Below are 16,992 nucleotides of genomic sequence, written 5' to 3'. Positions count from 1 at the left end.
GAACGTACGTGGCTAACATCAAAAAGCAAGGCCGTCCCAAAAGTGAAGAGAAATATCATCTTATATTGCACGCCGCGTCTTGCTTGTTTTTAAAAGAAGGGTTTGCTAGTACGTCAATGGACACCGTGGCTAAGGCCTCAGGAGTGTCTAAACAAACGGTTTACTCTCATTTCGAGAGCAAAGATGCTCTGTTTAAAGCCGCTATCTCTTCAAAATGTCGCTCGTATCAACTCGACACTCAGCAGCTTATCGACGCCTCCTTAGGCTCGCTTTCACTGTTTGAATGCTTGCAAAAAGTGGGGTGTCAGTTTGTACGCCTGTTACAAGACCCTGAAGCTATCGCCATATTTCGCGTAATTATCGCCGAAGCGGTAAATAGCCCACACGTAGCCACCTTGTTTTATCAAGCAGGTCCTGAAGCGTCGCTCGCCACACTTAGCACAGTGATAGAAAAATTTGGACAAGGTAGCTTAAGCGCTGATGTTGCGCAGCAGCTAGCCGTGGATTATTGCGCTCTACTTAAAGGCGAATACCACACCATGATGTTATGCGGCATACAGTCTCCGCTAGAAGACGCCGAAATCACAGCCCACGTTGACAGTGCCGCTGAGAAAATTCTGCTGCTTTTTACTCATTACACGCAGCAAAGTGGTAAAAGCTGAAAATTATCCTAGCCATTTCAGACAGCGCAAGTGCTATTTTACCAATTGGTCAAACCGAGAAAAACGTTAGGTAAGATTAACCTTGCGCTAATGACTTAACCCCAGCGGTATTATAAACTAGCGGCGTTTTCGTTGATGATTGAGAAGCGCATGTCTGACTTTACCGGTAACCACATTCTTTCGGTTAATCAATTTGATCGCGAGGCGATTGAGAAAGTCTTCTCAGTCGCCAATTCCATGAAGCCTTATGCGAAGCGGCAAAAGCGCACTACCGTACTAGACGGCGCTATTCTCGGAAATCTTTTCTTCGAACCAAGTACGCGTACCCGCGTGAGCTTTGGTACCGCTTTTAATCTTTTAGGCGGTGAAGTAAGAGAAACTACTGGCATGTCTAGCTCTGCACTTGCTAAAGGCGAATCGCTTTATGATACCGCCCGCGTGCTAAGCGGCTATTCTGATATTATAGCCATGCGACACCCTGCAGCCGGCTCCGTCGCTGAGTTTGCAGAAGGTAGTCGAGTGCCTGTAATTAATGGGGGAGACGGCGCAAACGAACACCCCACCCAAGCACTTTTAGACCTATTTACCATTAAGCGTGAGCTTGAGTACAACGGTCACGGTATTGATGGATTACATATCGCAATGATTGGCGATCTGCGATACGGTCGAACAGTACACTCTTTATCACGCCTATTATGCCTGTTTAAGAATATTCGCTTCACGCTGATATCGCCGAAAGAGCTGGCTATGCCTCAGCCAGTTATTGATGCCATTGAGAATGCTGGACACCAGCTTACTATTACCGACACGCTCGAAGGAAATATGGATGCGGATATATGCTATCAAACTCGTATTCAAGAAGAGCGCTTCCCTTCTCAAGAAGAAGCGAACAAATACCGAGGTAAGTTCCGCTTAAATCAGTCGATTTACACGAAACACTTTCAGTCGAAGACCGTTATTATGCATCCACTTCCTCGTGACTCACGTATGGAAGCCAACGAATTAGATAACGATCTAAACCTTAATCCAAACCTCGCTATCTTTAGGCAAACCGACAATGGTGTGCTTGTAAGAATGGCCCTGTTTGCGCTAACCCTTGGTGTAGAAAACCTTCTAACCAAGTATGAGCGCGATGTTGTTTGGTACAGCAATAAGAGTAAGTAATTACATGCAAAAATCTGAAGCCCTATTTACCCGCGCCCAAAAAACCATTCCCGGTGGCGTAAACTCACCTGTTCGCGCATTCAAAGCGGTAGGCGGCACACCCCGCTTCATTACCAAAGCTGATGGCGCTTATATGTGGGATGCGGATGGTAAGCAATACATTGACTACATCCAGTCTTGGGGGCCGATGGTACTAGGTCATAACAATGCAAAAATCCGCGAAGCAGTGATTGAAGCTTCATACAGTGGCCTTTCATTCGGTGCGCCAACCGAAGCGGAAGTGATCATGGCCGAACTTGTTAGCGAGTTGGTGCCATCTATGGAAATGGTACGCATGGTTAACTCTGGCACAGAGGCCACCATGTCAGCCATTCGACTAGCCCGCGGCTACACCAGCCGCAACAAAATCGTTAAGTTTGAAGGCTGCTATCACGGTCATGCCGATTCACTTTTAGTAAAAGCAGGCTCTGGCGCATTAACCCTTGGTGTGCCTAGCTCTCCGGGCGTACCTTCCAACGTAGCCGAGCACACGCTAACGGTTGAATACAATAATCTAGATAGCGTAAAAGAAATTTTTGCAGCTCACGGCGATGATATTGCGTGTATTATTGTTGAACCAGTCGCTGGCAACATGAACTGCATCCCCCCAGTAGAAGGCTTCCTTGAAGGGCTTCGCACTATCTGTGATGAGTACGGCAGCGTACTTATATTTGACGAAGTGATGACAGGGTTCCGCGTTTCTCGTGGCGGTGCACAGGAACGCTACAACGTAAAACCAGACCTAACTTGCTTGGGTAAAGTTATCGGTGGTGGTATGCCTGTGGGCTGTTTCGGTGGTCGCCGCGACATCATTACTCATATTGCCCCAACCGGCCCTATCTACCAAGCCGGTACACTTTCGGGTAACCCTGTTGCTATGGCGGCAGGACTTGCTGCGTTAACCCAAATCAAACAGCCTGGTCTTTACGATTCTATCTTTGAGAATACACAAAAACTCGTCGATGGATTTCAGGCGCTAGCTGACAAACACAATATTAGTCTAACTACTAATATTGCTGGCAGTATGTTTGGGATATTCTTTACAGACGTAGAGAAAGTCACTAACTACAAGCAGGCGATTAACTGTAATACCGAGCAATTCAATAAGTTTTATCACGGTATGTTAGAACAAGGTGTTTATTTGGCTCCCGCTTCCTATGAAGCAGGTTTTGTCTCGAAAGCACACGATGCTGAGGTCATTGAAAAAACTTTGACTGCGGCAGATAAAGTGTTCTCAACCCTATAAGTTAATTGCCCCTTACCGTTAATTAAAAATCGGCGCTAACACTTTTTGTAAATGTAATTAAAAGTAATGTGTTAACGCCGAATTATCCTTTATACTTTCTTGGCAGCATGATTATTGACCGCATTTTTGCTGTTTTTCTGTAGGAAATTAAAAGGTGTGATTAACAATGGACTGGCAAATAAGCGCGCTTGTTGCACTTACTGTTTATAGCACTGTTATAAGTATTCTTTATGTCAGGCGAAGCAGGCGCTTCAAATATCGACTGAGAAAAGCCCTATCCCGCAATTCGAGTAAGTATGAAGCAACACTGCAGGCTGCAGACGAAGCCCGGTTTCAGGCCGCTGCTGATGAAGCCTCAAAACTTACCCAAACTTTTCAGAAATTTGTACCCCGTCAGTTCGTTGAACATATGGCTACCACCGATGTAGATTCATTGGAACTGGGCTATGCTGCTGAAAACGATGTTGCCATCATGTTTTGTGATATTCGTGGCTTTGCAGGTTTTTCTGAGCGTATTACCCCGCAAGAACTGATGAATTTTCTAAATTCGTATTTCACGCGAATGAATGACCCTATTCACCAAAACCGAGGCTTTATCGACAAGTTTATGGGCGATGGCATCATGGCGCTATTCGACCATCAAGGCGGCACGCCCAAAGAAAAAGCGTTAGATGCGGTACAAGCAGCGTTGGATTTACGTAAAGCATTAACGATTTATAACGGGCACCGGAAAAACTGCGACTACGAAGCCATAAATATGGGGATAGGTATTCATTTCGGCCAAGTCATTATGGGAACCGTTGGCTCGGAGGATAGAATGGATACCACGGTTATAGGCGATAGTGTAAATATCGCCTCCCGACTAGAAGCCCTAACGCCTAAATACCAAGCAGATATTATTGTAAGCGCTCAGGTGCTACAAATTATCGGCCCTAACGACTCCCTTAGAACCCGCTTACTTGACTGGGTCAGAGTTAAAGGACGAAAATCGCCTATCGAGATATATGAAATTCTCAGCCACCTGCCAGAAAAAGAACAAGAGAAGAAGCTTGCGGTGCAAACGAAAATAGCGGCGGGTCTGGCGTGTAGAATCAATCAGCAATGGGACGAATCTATTGCATACTTTGAAACGGCCCTAGCCATAAGCCCCAATGACTCACTTGTACATCACCACTTAGATGTGTGCCGTATCTACAAAAACTTAGATCTTGCTACTGACTGGGACGGCGCTTTGGTTCTCTAGCATTAATCGTTCTAACGCTTCAAAACGATTAATACCTGTTGGAGCATTCCCTTCTCTTGTGAACAGTAGCATTAATTCAACACTCTCAGTTTTCCGAAAGCTTCGCTTGTTGCCGAATAAAGGTCACCGAGGGTGCGAAGAAAGCAGCACCTGTTTCGGCACTGGTGAAGTCTAGCCAGCGGTCGTAGTCGCCTTCACCGTTGCCGTATATCTGGCTATGCAGCATTTGTTTAAAAGGCCGCGCGCTCGCACTACAACTTACAAAGAATAACCCCTGAGATATCATATCGCCGTAAGGCATGCCTTGCTTTATTAGTCTTGGCTCGTCGCCATCTGGGGCGACCGTACTTGCTCTTACATTGTGTGACGACTCTGACTGCTCACTACTGACTAAGTTGTGCTCTTGCGTTGTACCCATAACCTGCTCTTGCTGGCGGCTTGAGAGGCTGTTCCAGCGCCTTAAATCATGGCGATAACGCTGAACGTGAACATAGCTGCCACCGCTAAAATCAGGGTCATCTTCCCCGATAACCCCCACTTTTCTGCGCTTCATACCACGAGGGTTATCCGCGCCATAAAGATACCCATTGAGGTCACGCCCATCTAAATATCTAAACCCTCTTATCTGTTCAACAAGCTCTACATGAATACGCAATAGGTCCATCACTTCAATGCCAACGGCGTGGCAGATATCTAACCTATCAGCACGTATTTGAATAAAGAGATCACAGGGCATGGTGGGCGCACTTCGGTCTTCACACTGCATATCGGGAAAGGGGGCAAGTTCAACGGGTATCAAACCCGGATAGACTTCTGCCCAATAACCCGTACCTATGGCTACTACCCCTGTAACCATAGCCTCGTAATGCTCATTCTCGAAGTGCTCAAAAATATCCAGCACGCGAGACAATTTTGCGCGCACGGCTTGGCTATCATCGTCAATTACGTTCAGTAACAAATACTGTGCATGTAAGTTAGGCTCAGCGCAGAGACCTTTTTGTGGTTGTGTCATTGCCGCTCTTTTTGTTATTAACGTTTTACTATGACGCTTCGCTGCTGACGAACATTCGTCACGCTTTGTATTGCGAACCTTTTTATCAATTGTAGCAACTACTTCAAACTTAAAAACCTTTTCAAGTGAAGCTAAGTTTTATTGAGCAGATAATCAATCGCTTATTATTTACTCTAGTGTGCTTAATAGCCCGCTGCTTGTCCATCTTTTCGCGTTTCTGATGCGCCAAAATAGACACCTTTTTGCTCATCCCAAGCAATGGCTTGGTAACCACCAAATGCGCCTACAACGCGCTGCAGCTTATGCCCTCGCTCCATGAGTTCTCGTTGAACGGTTTCACTAAAGCCAGACTCTAAGCTCACATAGCCGCCATCAGTCATAAGCGCCCCAGTTGGGCTACTTGAACCACTGTGCAGTATGCGAGGCGCATCTCCCGCTTCTTGTAAATTCATACCAAAGTCGAGAATGTTTACAATAATTTGTGCGTGCATTTGCGGCTGTGTCCCTCCGCCCATCACCCCAAAGCTCATCACGGGATTGCCGTTTCTTGTTACGAAAGCAGGAATAATAGTGTGAAATGGACGCTTTCCTGGGCGATATTCGTTAAAGTGCCCTTCTTCAAGGGTAAACATCTCACCTCTGTTTTGGAGAATAAAACCCAGTCCAGGCGGTGTCATTCCTGATCCCATGCCGCGGTAGTTGCTTTGAATCAAAGACACCATGTTGCCCTCTTTATCAGCAACGGTAAGGTAAATGGTATCTCCTTCATAAATACCTGCATCAACACGATTTGCTGCGCGTTCGTTGTCAATCAGCTTTTGCCGCTCAGCAGCATATTCTTTCGAAATCAGCCAATCGACGGGAATCTCATTAAAATCCGGATCCGCATAGAACTTAGCGCGATCTTCAAAGGCAAGCTTTTTGGCTTCCACAAAGGTATGGATGTAGTCAGCTGAGTTAAACCCCATTCCTTCGATATCGTAACGTTCTAGCACATTAAGAATCTGTAGTGCCGCTATGCCTTGTCCGTTTGGCGGAAGCTCCCATACATCGTAGCCGCGATAGTTAGCGGAAACAGGCTCTACCCACTCAGAGGTATGTGAAGATAAATCCTGGTATGACAAAAAGCCCCCTTGAGACTTCATATAAGCATCGATAGTACGGGCGATATCCCCTTTATAAAAGGCATCACGCCCCCCAGTTGCTATTTTTTCATAGGTCACGGCTAACCCGGGGTTTTTAAAAATGTCCCCCTTCTGCGGTACCTTACCATTGATAAGAAAGGTCTCTGCAAAGCCATCGTAATGGCCAATTCGTTCTTGATTCATCTGCCAGTAGTAAGCAATGACCTCGGAAACCGGAAAGCCTTCACGGGCATATTTGATAGATGGCGTGAGCAACGCTGACATAGGCAGTTTGCCAAATTTCTCGTGTAGCGCGAACCAACCGTCTACAGCACCAGGGACAGATACGGGCAGAGGACCAAATTTGGGTATTTGATGAAGACCGCGCTCAGCAAAGACCTTTTTGGTTAGCTGTCGTGGTGATCGGCCAGAGGCATTTAAACCTACCAGCTTTTCTTCTTTTGCATCCCACACAATGGCAAATAAGTCGCCGCCAATACCGCTACCTGTTGGCTCAACCAACCCCAACATGGCGTTGGCCGCAATGGCTGCGTCAACCGCGCTACCACCTTGTTTTAAAATATCCAACGCCACTTGCGTGGCTAATGGTTGGCTAGTGGCCGCCATGCCGTTCTTCGCAATAACTTCTGAGCGACTTGCAAAGGGTTGCCCCGTTATTCTGTCATAGCCCAAACAATTGATACTGAAAAAAGCCAATATCAAAGGTAGTAGTCGCACACTTACAGTCATAACTATCCTTTTACAAAAACGTTGCCGTTGATAAATCTAGCCTAAGCCTTTTAAAACCTAAGCTCTTGAAAACCTAAGCCCCTGAAAACCTAAGCCCCTGAAAACCTAAGCCCCTGAAAACATAGTGTAGCGTTATTGTCACATTACGCCTAGGGCCTTTTCCTTAGTCTTATAGCAACTAAAAAGCACATGACTTTAAACGAAAAAAGCCCCGCAACTGCGGGGCTTAAACGAAGTAACAAGGCATTATTATTGTTATTTCATTTGCCTAATCAAGACTCTCTTACGAGCGGCCGCTTGTAAAGTCTGGGTATGCTTCCAGACCGCATTCGCTCATGTCTACGCCGTCGAACTCTTCTTCTTCGCTCACACGTACACCCATTACCGCTTTAATCACTAGCCATACCACTAGGCTCACGACAAATACCCATACAAAGATAGTCGCGGCGCCAATTAGCTGACCAGAGATGCTTGAACCGTCATTTGTGAAAGGTACAAGGATTAGACCTAGTAGACCAACCACACCGTGAACTGAAATTGCGCCCACTGGATCGTCAATCTTAAGTTTATCTAGTGCAACAATGCTAAGCACTACTAGGATACCGCCTAGGCCACCAAATAGAGTCGCTTGAAGAGGCGTTGGTGTAGATGGCTCTGCAGTGATAGCAACAAGACCCGCAAGCGCACCGTTAAGTACCATAGTTAGGTCAGCTTTACCGAATAGAATACGTGCAACGATAAGTGCAGCAATTGCACCACCCGCAGCTGCAGCATTCGTGTTCATAAATACGATTGCTACTGAGTTTGCACTTTCAACAGTTGCAGTAGCCAGTACTGAACCACCGTTAAAACCAAACCAACCCATCCAAAGGATGAATGTACCTAATGTTGCCAGCGGCAGGTTAGCACCAGGGATAGCATTTACTTTGCCGTCTGCAGTGTATTTACCTTTACGCGCACCAAGTACAAGCACACCAGCAAGCGCCGCAGCCGCGCCGGCCATGTGAACAATACCAGAGCCAGCAAAGTCAGAGAAACCTAGGTCGCCAAGCGTATACATACCGAATACCGCTTCGCCGCCCCACGTCCAAGCACCTTCCATTGGGTAGATAAAACCTGTCATAACAACTGCGAATGCTAGGAATGCCCAAAGCTTCATACGCTCAGCAACCGCACCAGATACGATAGACATTGCTGTTGCAACAAATACTACTTGGAAGAAGAAGTCAGCAGAAGGTGCATATGTTGCTGGCTCTTCAGCGACACCTGTTGCGCCATCAGCCATGATACCGCTTAAGAAAGGACCCCAGTCGCCGCCGCCATACATAATGCCGTAGCCGCAAATCATGTACATGGTGCAAGCAATTGCAAATAGTGCCACGTTTTTAGTTAGAATTTCTGTGGTGTTTTTCGCTCGAACAAGACCAGCTTCAAGCATCGCAAAACCTGCAGCCATCCACATAACCAGTGCACCGCAGATTAGAAAATAAAAGGTATCTAGCGCATACCCAAGTTCAAAAGTGATTTCCATTATGGTTTTCTCCGCAAATATATCGTTGTGGCTTACAGCGCGTCGCTATCCGACTCACCAGTTCGAATACGAACGGCGTGCTCAAGGTCGTAAACAAACACCTTGCCGTCTCCAATTTTGCCTGTTTTGGCAGCGCCAACGATGGCTTCTACCAGGCGCTCTACTTGATCATCCTGAACAGCAATTTCCAGTTTGACTTTAGGTAGAAAATCCACCTGATATTCCGCTCCACGGTAAAGTTCAGTGTGTCCTTTTTGACGTCCAAAGCCCTTCACTTCGGTCACGGTCAAGCCGTCGATACCGATTTCTGAAATGGCTTCACGAACATCATCTAGCTTGAACGGCTTGATGATCGCTGTGACTAGTTTCATGAGTTGCTCCCAGTTTGTTTTGGTTATTCTGTGATTTATGGTCGTGTTTCCAACTATGGGAAGATAAACCAAGAGCCATGCCACAAATGTTTCTTCATATAAATCAGATATATACTTACAAGGAAGATGATCATGCACAAAAATAATGCACATTTATGGTGCACCCGTTAAAAAATGCCCAATTATGAAGCGGTCGAGAAAATTGCTGAGGTAAGGTGACTAATAAGTGCGATGAAATTAGCATGGAACTATTCGATAGCGTGAATGGTCTGTTGTTTACTATGACAACTATCACGCCTTCTTTCTTTGCGCCAGAACGCAGTACAGAGCACCACTCCGTTGCCAAAAAAGCGGCGTGGCGACCGCTATTAGTTTCATGTGGTGTTCACGTATTTGGGGTGATTTTGGTTGTCTTACTTTCTCAATTGAGTATTGATAATCAAAAAGCTCGTGTAAATGTTTCAGAGCGAACACCTGAGATTAGTGCCAGACTATACTACCCTCCAACTCCGCGCCCCTCAATCCAAGCCGAATTAGAAGACACTAAAGCAGTCGATGCTTCCGCTAAAAGGCAAGAAATTGAACTGAAGTCTGATGTCACTCAATCCACCGAAGCACCTGATAGTAAAACTAAAATTTCTGAAATTCCTGAAGCAAAGCAGCAGAAAGTTGCTGAGCCCGAAATACAGCAAGCCCAGGTAGAAAATAAGCCAATTACTACGCAACCAACGCCGACTCTTTCAAAAGATGCAAATCGTCGCGCGGGTTCGTTAAATTTATCGGTCAAAGATGGCGCTGCGCTTTATTTTGAAAAATACAACAGTGAAAAAGTAGCTGAAGACGCAGAGCAAGCAGCAAGGAATTTCCAAGAACGAAAAGATAGCCCTATATTAAGCGGGCCAAGTACACAAGAAATGCAAGCTAGTGAAAATAGACGCCCGTCAAAACAAGTAAACTGTAGCAGTACGACCAATAAAACCTTGGCGATATTAAGCGGTTTTGCCGGAGGCACTTTAAAATGCACCAAAATGGACGATCACAAACGTTTTATAGATGCGAGAGTGAATAAACTGCTCAAAGATGAAGAGCGAAACTAGCGCGTATTGATTTTTGCCGTGCTCTTTTTTGCGATAGTCCGTAGCCGACTAGTGTCCCCCTTTAGCAAGGCGTGATTACTTTCTTTTAAAAGACTTTGGTGGTTGCCCGAAATAGGCTTTGAATCGGCGGCTGAATGCAGCAACATCTTCATACCCCGTTGATTGAGCTATGCTCGACATAGGCGTATCGGTGTTTCTAAGCAGTGCTTTGGCTTTCTCCATCCTTATCTTCACTAGGTAATCACGTAAGCTAAGACCAGTGGTTTGTTTAAACCGAGTTTTGAACTGTGTGGTTCCCATACAGGCCATCTCTGAAAGCAACTGCAACGAATGCGATGCCCCTAAGTCACTATGTATATGGCTTATTACTTGGGTGATCCGCTTGTCTGTTCCCCCGCCCGCCTCGCTTTTCGCCAGTAACACCTGAAATAACGCGGTCATTTCATCCTGTCCGTAAAACGCGTAATTCGTTAATTGCACTTCGACAAAGCTTAAGAAAGCTTGAAGGGCGGTATTAACCTGAAAGATAGGGCTTCGTTTGTCTTTTAACTGCTCTGGTACTGAAAGTAAGTCGGCGACCACAAACTTTGCATTTTCGTTTGCACTAAAACTATGTACTTCGAGCGGCGCTATACACACTCCCTCACCTACACCTACGCTGCCAGTAAAACAGTCTTGCGCTATTTCTATATGCCCATTTACAGGCAATACTAACTGATAAAAAGGGTGTGCGTGACTGCGTGCTTTTCTGGTATAAGAACGAATTGAAAGTGAGGGAAGTGCTGTCTCTTGATTTATTTCGCTATCGTTACTCACACTGATTTCAACCTTTTATCCGAAGTCGTACTATTCATAAGTTGCCAAAGGTAAGACCCTGCGCGTATTCTTTGTATGCCGCAACTACTTATCGATTGCCGATTTGCTATGTTAGTGAAACACAAAAACAGCACACTTAATAACAACGAATACAAGGAAAATCACTGTGGCCGCAGCTAACTTACTTGCCCTACTTGATGATATTGCAACGCTAATGGATGACATCGCTACCATGTCAAAAGTTGCTGCGCAAAAAACAGCGGGGGTTTTAGGAGATGATTTAGCGGTAAATGCCGACCAAGTCCAAGGGGTTAAAGCAGACCGAGAGCTACCTGTTGTATGGGCAGTAGCAAAAGGCTCTCTTATTAATAAAGCGATATTGGTTCCTGCGGCATTAGCCATCAGTGCTTTTGTGCCCTCACTTATAACCGTCCTTTTGGTACTGGGCGGATTATATTTATGTTTTGAAGGTGCAGAAAAACTCCTGCACAAATATCTTCCCCACGAAGATGAAGAAAAAACACGAGAAGCCAGAATAGAAGCGCTCACCCACGAAGATGTTGACATGGTAGCTTTTGAGAAAGATAAAATCAAAGGCGCTATACGCACGGACTTCATACTCTCCGCTGAAATCATTGTTATCGCGTTAGGTACCGTGACAGATGCCACGCTTACAACGCAAATTGGCGTGTTAGTGGCACTAAGCTTAGCGATTACCCTTGGCGTATATGGACTAGTCGCTGGCTTAGTTAAAATGGACGATGTGGGCCTTTACATGCTTCGCAAGTCACTAACAGGTTCAATGAACACCCTCCAACGATTTGTCGGCAGAGCATTGCTGGTTGCCGCGCCCGCACTAATGAAAACCCTTGCGGTAGTAGGTACGGTGGCCATGTTCTTAGTGGGCGGCGGAATTCTTACTCACAGCATAGGCTTTTTACATATTTTTACCGACTGGTTTATCGCGCTTATCCCAGACGCATCGCTGGTTATGTCTATACTTGCTGATGGTGTTGTTGGTATTGCTGCTGGTGTGATCATTGCGCTAGTAGTGACAATGGTTTCACAGTTTAGAAGTAAAACGTCCTAGACCTATTCTCTCTTTTATACATTGGCGGCGCTGTTCTTTTTTATGGACTAGCGCCCCTCTTTTTTGACCTATTTTAGAGTAACCAGTGTCGCTGCGCGAATATCAAAAACGCTGCATTAGTCATTTTGACCACCCCCATATGAAAAGCACTAAATTTTAGTGTTTTTGTAATAAATCAACTTTTCGCTCATTTCCCCAATAAAATTAAAGCTCAACAATTTCAATAACATAATCAATTTTAACGAGTTGGCACATCCCTCGCTATAAACTAATTGTTAATTGATAACGACTTATTATCGAAACCTTTAGCAACATGATAGCTGCCACGCAGTATGTTCAAGTGCAGTGTCTAACTTACTTTTTTAGGAGATTACTATGTTTATCGGTCGCAAAACTTTCACTGCACTAACTTTAGCAACTAGCGTATTGAGCGCAGCAGCATTCGCTGACGAATCTCAGAACAACATTGTTTCACATACAGATTTTATCGTTGAAAGCGCCATGAATGACGTAAAGCAGAACTTAGCGCTGGATGTGACCTATGACGTGTTAACTACAAGTCACACATTTGAACCAGAAGTAGAAGAGGCGCGCTCATTGGTTGCAGAGATAACTATTACACCAATTGAGTCAGTCAGCTCGGACGATAACGACGCATAAGGAGAGTGCACATGTTAACCGCCGCAACCCTGTTTATGATAGTACTCGGGCCGGTTATTGCGTTTGCTGTAAGTGCGCTGGTGTTTTCTACAGCGCGCCTATTCCTTCAGAAAGGGCATTGAAAACGCAATAAAAACAAATAGGTGCCAAACCGACTACCGCTAAAAGATTTGCCTTCCCTGGGCCTTTTACTCCAGAGGGAGATAGAAAGCACTGACAGTATCCCAGCCAAGTGATTGTGTTTTCTATCTTCTTACTGGAGTTTTTTTATCCGAATATCCGTTCCCACCAGCTTTTTTCATCTTTATCGCTATTTTCATCTACAGGACGGCCTGAGCAGTCTTGCTGCGGTGGAGGAAGCACATCCAAAATAGCCGGTACGCTCAAACTGCCCGCACAACCTGCAACCACTACCGCCCCGGTTTTTGCATCAAAATGCGCAATGCCCAGACCTTTCGGGAAACGTCTTGATAATGATTTAGGTGATTGAGACTTCATGTAATTAATGAACACGGGAAGCGCACCACCGGCACCGGTTAAGTTAACGGGTTTATTATCGTCGTTACCTACCCAAACCGTAACCACATTGTTTCTATCGAAGCCGCTAAACCAGCTATCGCGGTAATCATCTGTGGTACCCGTTTTGCCTGCCATGTTCACATTACCAAAATTCCAGCCTATACGTTTCGCTGTGCCCTCTGTAGTCACCTTGTACAACGCGTAGTTGAGCAAGTAGGTGGCAGCCTCATCAGTTCGCTGGCTAAAGAACTCCGCTTTTTTCCAAAGCAACGCATTATCCGCTGTCACTACCGAGGTCACTGTATGAAGGGGTATATAGCGCCCGTCGTTAGATAGGGTTTGATACATCTGATTAGTGCTAAACGGCGTCAGTTCGAAGGCGCCTAGGGTTAACGACGGTACTTTATCTACCGGAGTGGTAACCCCTAAGCGCTCAATAGTATCAGCTAACGCATCTAGGCCTATCTGCATGCCTAAATTAACTGTTGGCACGTTCAAAGATTCGACTAGTCCTTGAAGCAGAGGCACCTGCCCTCTGAACTCTTTATCGTAGTTTTGCGGTGACCACTCGGTGCCGTTTCGACTCTCAAGCGTTATCGGCTCATCTTCAAGCGGTGTTGCTAAGTTAAACTGTGTAGGGTCTTCTAATGCAGTCAAGTACACAGCGGGCTTAATCAAAGAACCTATCGGCCGCCTAGCGTCTAATGCTCGGTTGAAACCTTTAAACGCAAAGTCTTTACCGCCCACAATCGCGCGCACTTCACCACTTGCGCTGTCGGTGACTACCATGGCACCTTGCAATGGAACGCTTCTATCTTTTTGCAGGCCATTTAAGGTGCCCGAAAGTGCTTTTTCTGCCCTGCGCTGGGCAACAATATCCAATGTTGTAAACACCTTAACGCCCGAGTCTCTTAAACTTGGCTCTGCTAAAATTTCATTAAGCTCTCGACGTACCTGCTCCATGAAAGCAGGGTGTTTGCCGCTTGCTAAACTCGCACCGCTGGCAAGCCCTAACGGCATATTCACGAAACGTTCGTAGTCTTGACGACTTATTTCATTTTCATCAAACAGCATGCGCAGCACTAAGTCACGACGCTCTTTTGTGCGCTCGGCATATTTGCGGGGGTTGTAATAAGATGGGCCTTTAATAATGGCAACAAGCGTGGCTATTTCAGGCGTGCTTAACTCGTTGGCTGGTCGGTCAAAGTAGAAATAGCTGGCAAGTCCAAAACCATGTACGGCCATGTCGCCGTTTTGACCTAAAAACACTTCGTTCAAATAAGCTTCAATTATTTCTGATTTGCTGTAGCGTGCGTCAATGATCACCGCCATGATAGCTTCTTTTGCCTTACGCACAATTGAGCGCTCTCGGGTTAAAAACATATTTTTAACCAGCTGCTGCGTCAGCGTGCTGCCACCTTGAACCGTACGACCAGCAGCAATATTCGCCATTAGGGCGCGCAATATTGAAAGTGGTGCAACACCATGGTGGTTATAAAAATTGCGATCTTCCACCAGCGTCAGCGCTTTAGGTAACATTTCAGGAATAGTGTCTAAAGTCACCAACATACGGTCTTCTTGCGAACCGCTTGTCATACGCGTCACTAACCAAGGTTCAAGTTTTACAGAACCATAAGGGCGCCCTTGCGATTTGTCATAGATTTCCCCAATGCGTGCACCTTCCCACGTTATTACCAAGTGTCGAAGCGGCTCAGCGCCTTCAGGGAACTGAAACGCTCGGCGCTGCACGGTTAACACCTTGTTTTGATAGCTGTACTCACCGCTACTGTCAGCAAAAGTCACCTTGCGATAGCCCAGCAAATTAAGCTCATCAATGACTTCTTGTGGCGTGATCTCTTCGCCTTTACTCACTTCTAAAGGACGAGCGAAGATTTGCGCAGGTACTTCCCACTTGTTACCCGAGAACGCATGTTTAATTTGTGCGTCGAGATAAAACGCATAAGCCCCGAGCACCACTAAGCCAATTAAAGTGACTCGCCAGAACAGCTTGAAAAACCACGAGCGCTTGGCTGAGCTCTTATCCTTGTTGCTTGCTTTACTTTTTGAAGATGATTTGTTTTGTGTCTGTCTTTTTGCCACGTGAAAACGCCATGAAGATCATTGAAGATGACATCGCATTCTTTGCGATATAGATTTAACGAACGTTGCTTAAAACGTTAGTTTTAATAGTATCAACATTACCATTCGGGCCGCCGCTCAACAACTGTTTCCAAATATGCACACTTAAAGCCCATTTACTATTGAAGCGGGATAAAGTGCTTCTATACGCACTACGAAAAGTGAATTTTACTCGCGTTTCACGGTCACAATGCGATAGCATGCTGGCAAGTAACACAGGAATCGTACTATGCGCTTAGCTTCATTTAAGTCTTCTTTTCTTTCTGACCGTTCACCTAAGAAGACCAAGTCTTACCCCTCATTCATTCGTACATCTTTGGCTCTGCTTATTGCTAGTGCGTCGATTAACTTCGCGTATGCCAATGAACAATTTGCTAGCTGCACCGCCGTGCTTGCAGATAAAGCCAAGCAAGAAGGGGTTAGCCAGCAAACCATTGATGATGTATTTCCTCGTCTTGTTCACCAGGACCGTGTGATTGAGCTAGACCGAAGCCAACCCGAATTTGTACAAACTTTTCCAGGTTACTTTAGTAAGCGCGTTACCGACTGGCGTACTCAGAAAGGCAAAGAGATGTACGCTAAGCACGAGGAGCTTTTGCACAAACTAAGTGATAAGTACGGCGTGCCTCCTCACTACCTGCTCGCTTTCTGGGGCTTAGAAACAAACTTTGGCTCTTACAAAGGCAAAATGCCGGTACTTGATTCTCTTGCCACGCTGGCTTGTGATAAACGAAGAAGTAAGTACTTTACCCAAGAGTTCCTTGTGGCCGTGAAGCTAATGGAACGGGAAAAGCTACAAAAAGAAGATATGATTGGTTCGTGGGCTGGCGCTATGGGCCACACTCAGTTTATGCCTTCGGCCTATACCCACTATGCCATTGACGGCGATGGCGATGGGCAAATCAATTTGTGGGCAAGTGAAGAAGATGCGTTATCTTCTGCCGCAAACTTCCTTGCTAACCTTGGTTGGGAGCGCAGCTTCCGCTGGGGTCGTGAAGTGCAATTGCCTGAAAACTTTGACTATCAAGAGTCTGGCTATAAAAACAGAAAACCTCTTAGCGAATGGAACGCTCAAGGCGTGAAGAAAGCCGATGGTTCTGCGCTGGGCGAAGACGATACCGATGCTTATGTTATCGTACCTGCAGGACATAACGGCCCAGCCTTTATCGCTTACAAGAACTTCCGCGTTATTATGCGCTGGAACAACTCCGAGTTTTATGCCATCGCCGTAGGCGTATTGGCTGACCGCATAGCTGGGGCGTCTGGTATTAAAGCAACCTTACCTGATCTCCCCGCCTACAGTCGCAAAGACATTATTGCGCTTCAAAGTAAGCTGAATAATTTAGGCTTCGATGTGGGCAAACCCGACGGCATTATTGGCCCTGCCACTCGCGAGGGTATCCGCAACTACCAAATTAGCAATAATATGATCGCAGATGGGTTTCCAGGTCTGGAAGTAATGGCAGCCCTTAACATTGACCTTGCAAGCAAGGCTACCTCTTAATCTTGATTAAAACAGCGCCCTTTCA

Annotated in this window: 14 protein-coding genes; 8 read left to right on the top strand and 6 right to left on the bottom strand. The window is 45.9% G+C overall.

The window, feature by feature from the left end:
- Window positions 1-8: 8 nt before the first annotated feature.
- From ACYX4W_RS05360 to ACYX4W_RS05345, 4 genes are all read left to right on the top strand, one after another.
- Window positions 9-662, top strand: coding sequence for a TetR/AcrR family transcriptional regulator (locus tag ACYX4W_RS05360; protein WP_476055163.1), 654 nt, complete (start codon window positions 9-11; stop codon window positions 660-662).
- Between the two features lie 150 nt (window positions 663-812).
- Window positions 813-1,826, top strand: a complete 1,014-nt coding sequence (locus tag ACYX4W_RS05355; RefSeq protein WP_474809341.1) for an aspartate carbamoyltransferase — start codon at window positions 813-815, stop codon at window positions 1,824-1,826.
- Between the two features lie 4 nt (window positions 1,827-1,830).
- Window positions 1,831-3,111, top strand: coding sequence for a glutamate-1-semialdehyde 2,1-aminomutase (hemL, locus tag ACYX4W_RS05350; protein ID WP_476074913.1), 1,281 nt, complete (start codon window positions 1,831-1,833; stop codon window positions 3,109-3,111).
- A 166-nt stretch (window positions 3,112-3,277) separates the two neighbouring features.
- A complete protein-coding gene (locus ACYX4W_RS05345; protein WP_474809113.1) occupies window positions 3,278-4,354 on the top strand; it encodes an adenylate/guanylate cyclase domain-containing protein in 1,077 nt (358 codons plus the stop codon).
- An 85-nt stretch (window positions 4,355-4,439) separates the two neighbouring features.
- Here the strand turns inward: ACYX4W_RS05345 and ACYX4W_RS05340 are convergent, their stop codons facing one another.
- The 4 genes from ACYX4W_RS05340 to glnK all read right to left on the bottom strand — a co-directional run bounded on the left by ACYX4W_RS05340 (window position 4,440) and on the right by glnK (window position 9,142).
- Window positions 4,440-5,366, bottom strand: coding sequence for a Dyp-type peroxidase (locus ACYX4W_RS05340; protein WP_474809115.1), 927 nt, complete (start codon window positions 5,364-5,366; stop codon window positions 4,440-4,442).
- A gap of 182 nt (window positions 5,367-5,548) precedes the next feature.
- Complete coding sequence (ggt, locus tag ACYX4W_RS05335; protein ID WP_476074912.1) at window positions 5,549-7,240, bottom strand: gamma-glutamyltransferase; 1,692 nt, start codon at window positions 7,238-7,240, stop codon at window positions 5,549-5,551.
- A 283-nt stretch (window positions 7,241-7,523) separates the two neighbouring features.
- On the bottom strand, window positions 7,524-8,771 hold the full coding sequence (locus ACYX4W_RS05330; protein ID WP_476055168.1) for an ammonium transporter family protein: 1,248 nt from the start codon (window positions 8,769-8,771) through the stop codon (window positions 7,524-7,526).
- 32 nt (window positions 8,772-8,803) lie between these two features.
- Entirely contained in the window at window positions 8,804-9,142 is a 339-nt protein-coding gene (glnK, locus tag ACYX4W_RS05325) for a P-II family nitrogen regulator (RefSeq protein WP_012516988.1), read from the bottom strand.
- Window positions 9,143-9,384: 242 nt separating this feature from the next.
- Here glnK and ACYX4W_RS05320 point away from each other — a divergent pair, with 242 nt between their 5' ends.
- A complete protein-coding gene (locus tag ACYX4W_RS05320) occupies window positions 9,385-10,239 on the top strand; it encodes a hypothetical protein (protein ID WP_476074911.1) in 855 nt (284 codons plus the stop codon).
- Window positions 10,240-10,314: 75 nt separating this feature from the next.
- Here the strand turns inward: ACYX4W_RS05320 and ACYX4W_RS05315 are convergent, their stop codons facing one another.
- Window positions 10,315-11,055, bottom strand: coding sequence for a helix-turn-helix domain-containing protein (locus ACYX4W_RS05315; RefSeq protein WP_476074910.1), 741 nt, complete (start codon window positions 11,053-11,055; stop codon window positions 10,315-10,317).
- A gap of 166 nt (window positions 11,056-11,221) precedes the next feature.
- Between ACYX4W_RS05315 and ACYX4W_RS05310 the strand changes: the two genes are divergently transcribed.
- Window positions 11,222-12,145 carry a DUF808 domain-containing protein gene (locus ACYX4W_RS05310; protein ID WP_476074909.1) on the top strand — a complete coding sequence of 308 codons (924 nt, stop codon included), beginning with the start codon at window positions 11,222-11,224 and terminating at the stop codon, window positions 12,143-12,145.
- A gap of 375 nt (window positions 12,146-12,520) precedes the next feature.
- Entirely contained in the window at window positions 12,521-12,805 is a 285-nt protein-coding gene (locus tag ACYX4W_RS05305; protein WP_269918149.1) for a hypothetical protein, read from the top strand.
- 267 nt (window positions 12,806-13,072) lie between these two features.
- Here the strand turns inward: ACYX4W_RS05305 and mrcB are convergent, their stop codons facing one another.
- Window positions 13,073-15,424, bottom strand: a complete 2,352-nt coding sequence (gene mrcB / locus ACYX4W_RS05300; RefSeq protein WP_476074908.1) for a penicillin-binding protein 1B — start codon at window positions 15,422-15,424, stop codon at window positions 13,073-13,075.
- Window positions 15,425-15,692: 268 nt separating this feature from the next.
- On the opposite strand from mrcB, the gene ACYX4W_RS05295 reads away from it, so the two are divergent.
- Window positions 15,693-16,967 (top strand): lytic murein transglycosylase, encoded by a 1,275-nt coding sequence (locus tag ACYX4W_RS05295; protein WP_476074907.1) that lies wholly within the window; start codon window positions 15,693-15,695, stop codon window positions 16,965-16,967.
- Window positions 16,968-16,992: the final 25 nt, after the last annotated feature.

The organism is Alteromonas sp. ABH4_454, from assembly GCF_056311775.1.
Note: the sequence above shows the minus strand (reverse complement) of the source record. Positions and strands in the feature narration are given on the sequence as shown.

Excerpts from the sequence above, each read along its gene's own strand:
- ACYX4W_RS05355 (WP_474809341.1), top strand. The coding sequence starts at position 813 with ATGTCTGACTTTACCGGTAACCACATTCTTTCGGTTAATCAATTTGAT.
- ACYX4W_RS05345 (WP_474809113.1), top strand. The coding sequence starts at position 3,278 with ATGGACTGGCAAATAAGCGCGCTTGTTGCACTTACTGTTTATAGCACT.
- ggt (WP_476074912.1), bottom strand. The coding sequence starts at position 7,240 with ATGACTGTAAGTGTGCGACTACTACCTTTGATATTGGCTTTTTTCAGT.
- ACYX4W_RS05330 (WP_476055168.1), bottom strand. The coding sequence starts at position 8,771 with ATGGAAATCACTTTTGAACTTGGGTATGCGCTAGATACCTTTTATTTT.
- ACYX4W_RS05305 (WP_269918149.1), top strand. The coding sequence starts at position 12,521 with ATGTTTATCGGTCGCAAAACTTTCACTGCACTAACTTTAGCAACTAGC.
- glnK (WP_012516988.1), bottom strand. The coding sequence starts at position 9,142 with ATGAAACTAGTCACAGCGATCATCAAGCCGTTCAAGCTAGATGATGTT.
- ACYX4W_RS05295 (WP_476074907.1), top strand. The coding sequence starts at position 15,693 with ATGCGCTTAGCTTCATTTAAGTCTTCTTTTCTTTCTGACCGTTCACCT.
- hemL (WP_476074913.1), top strand. The coding sequence starts at position 1,831 with ATGCAAAAATCTGAAGCCCTATTTACCCGCGCCCAAAAAACCATTCCC.
- ACYX4W_RS05320 (WP_476074911.1), top strand. The coding sequence starts at position 9,385 with ATGGAACTATTCGATAGCGTGAATGGTCTGTTGTTTACTATGACAACT.
- ACYX4W_RS05340 (WP_474809115.1), bottom strand. The coding sequence starts at position 5,366 with ATGACACAACCACAAAAAGGTCTCTGCGCTGAGCCTAACTTACATGCA.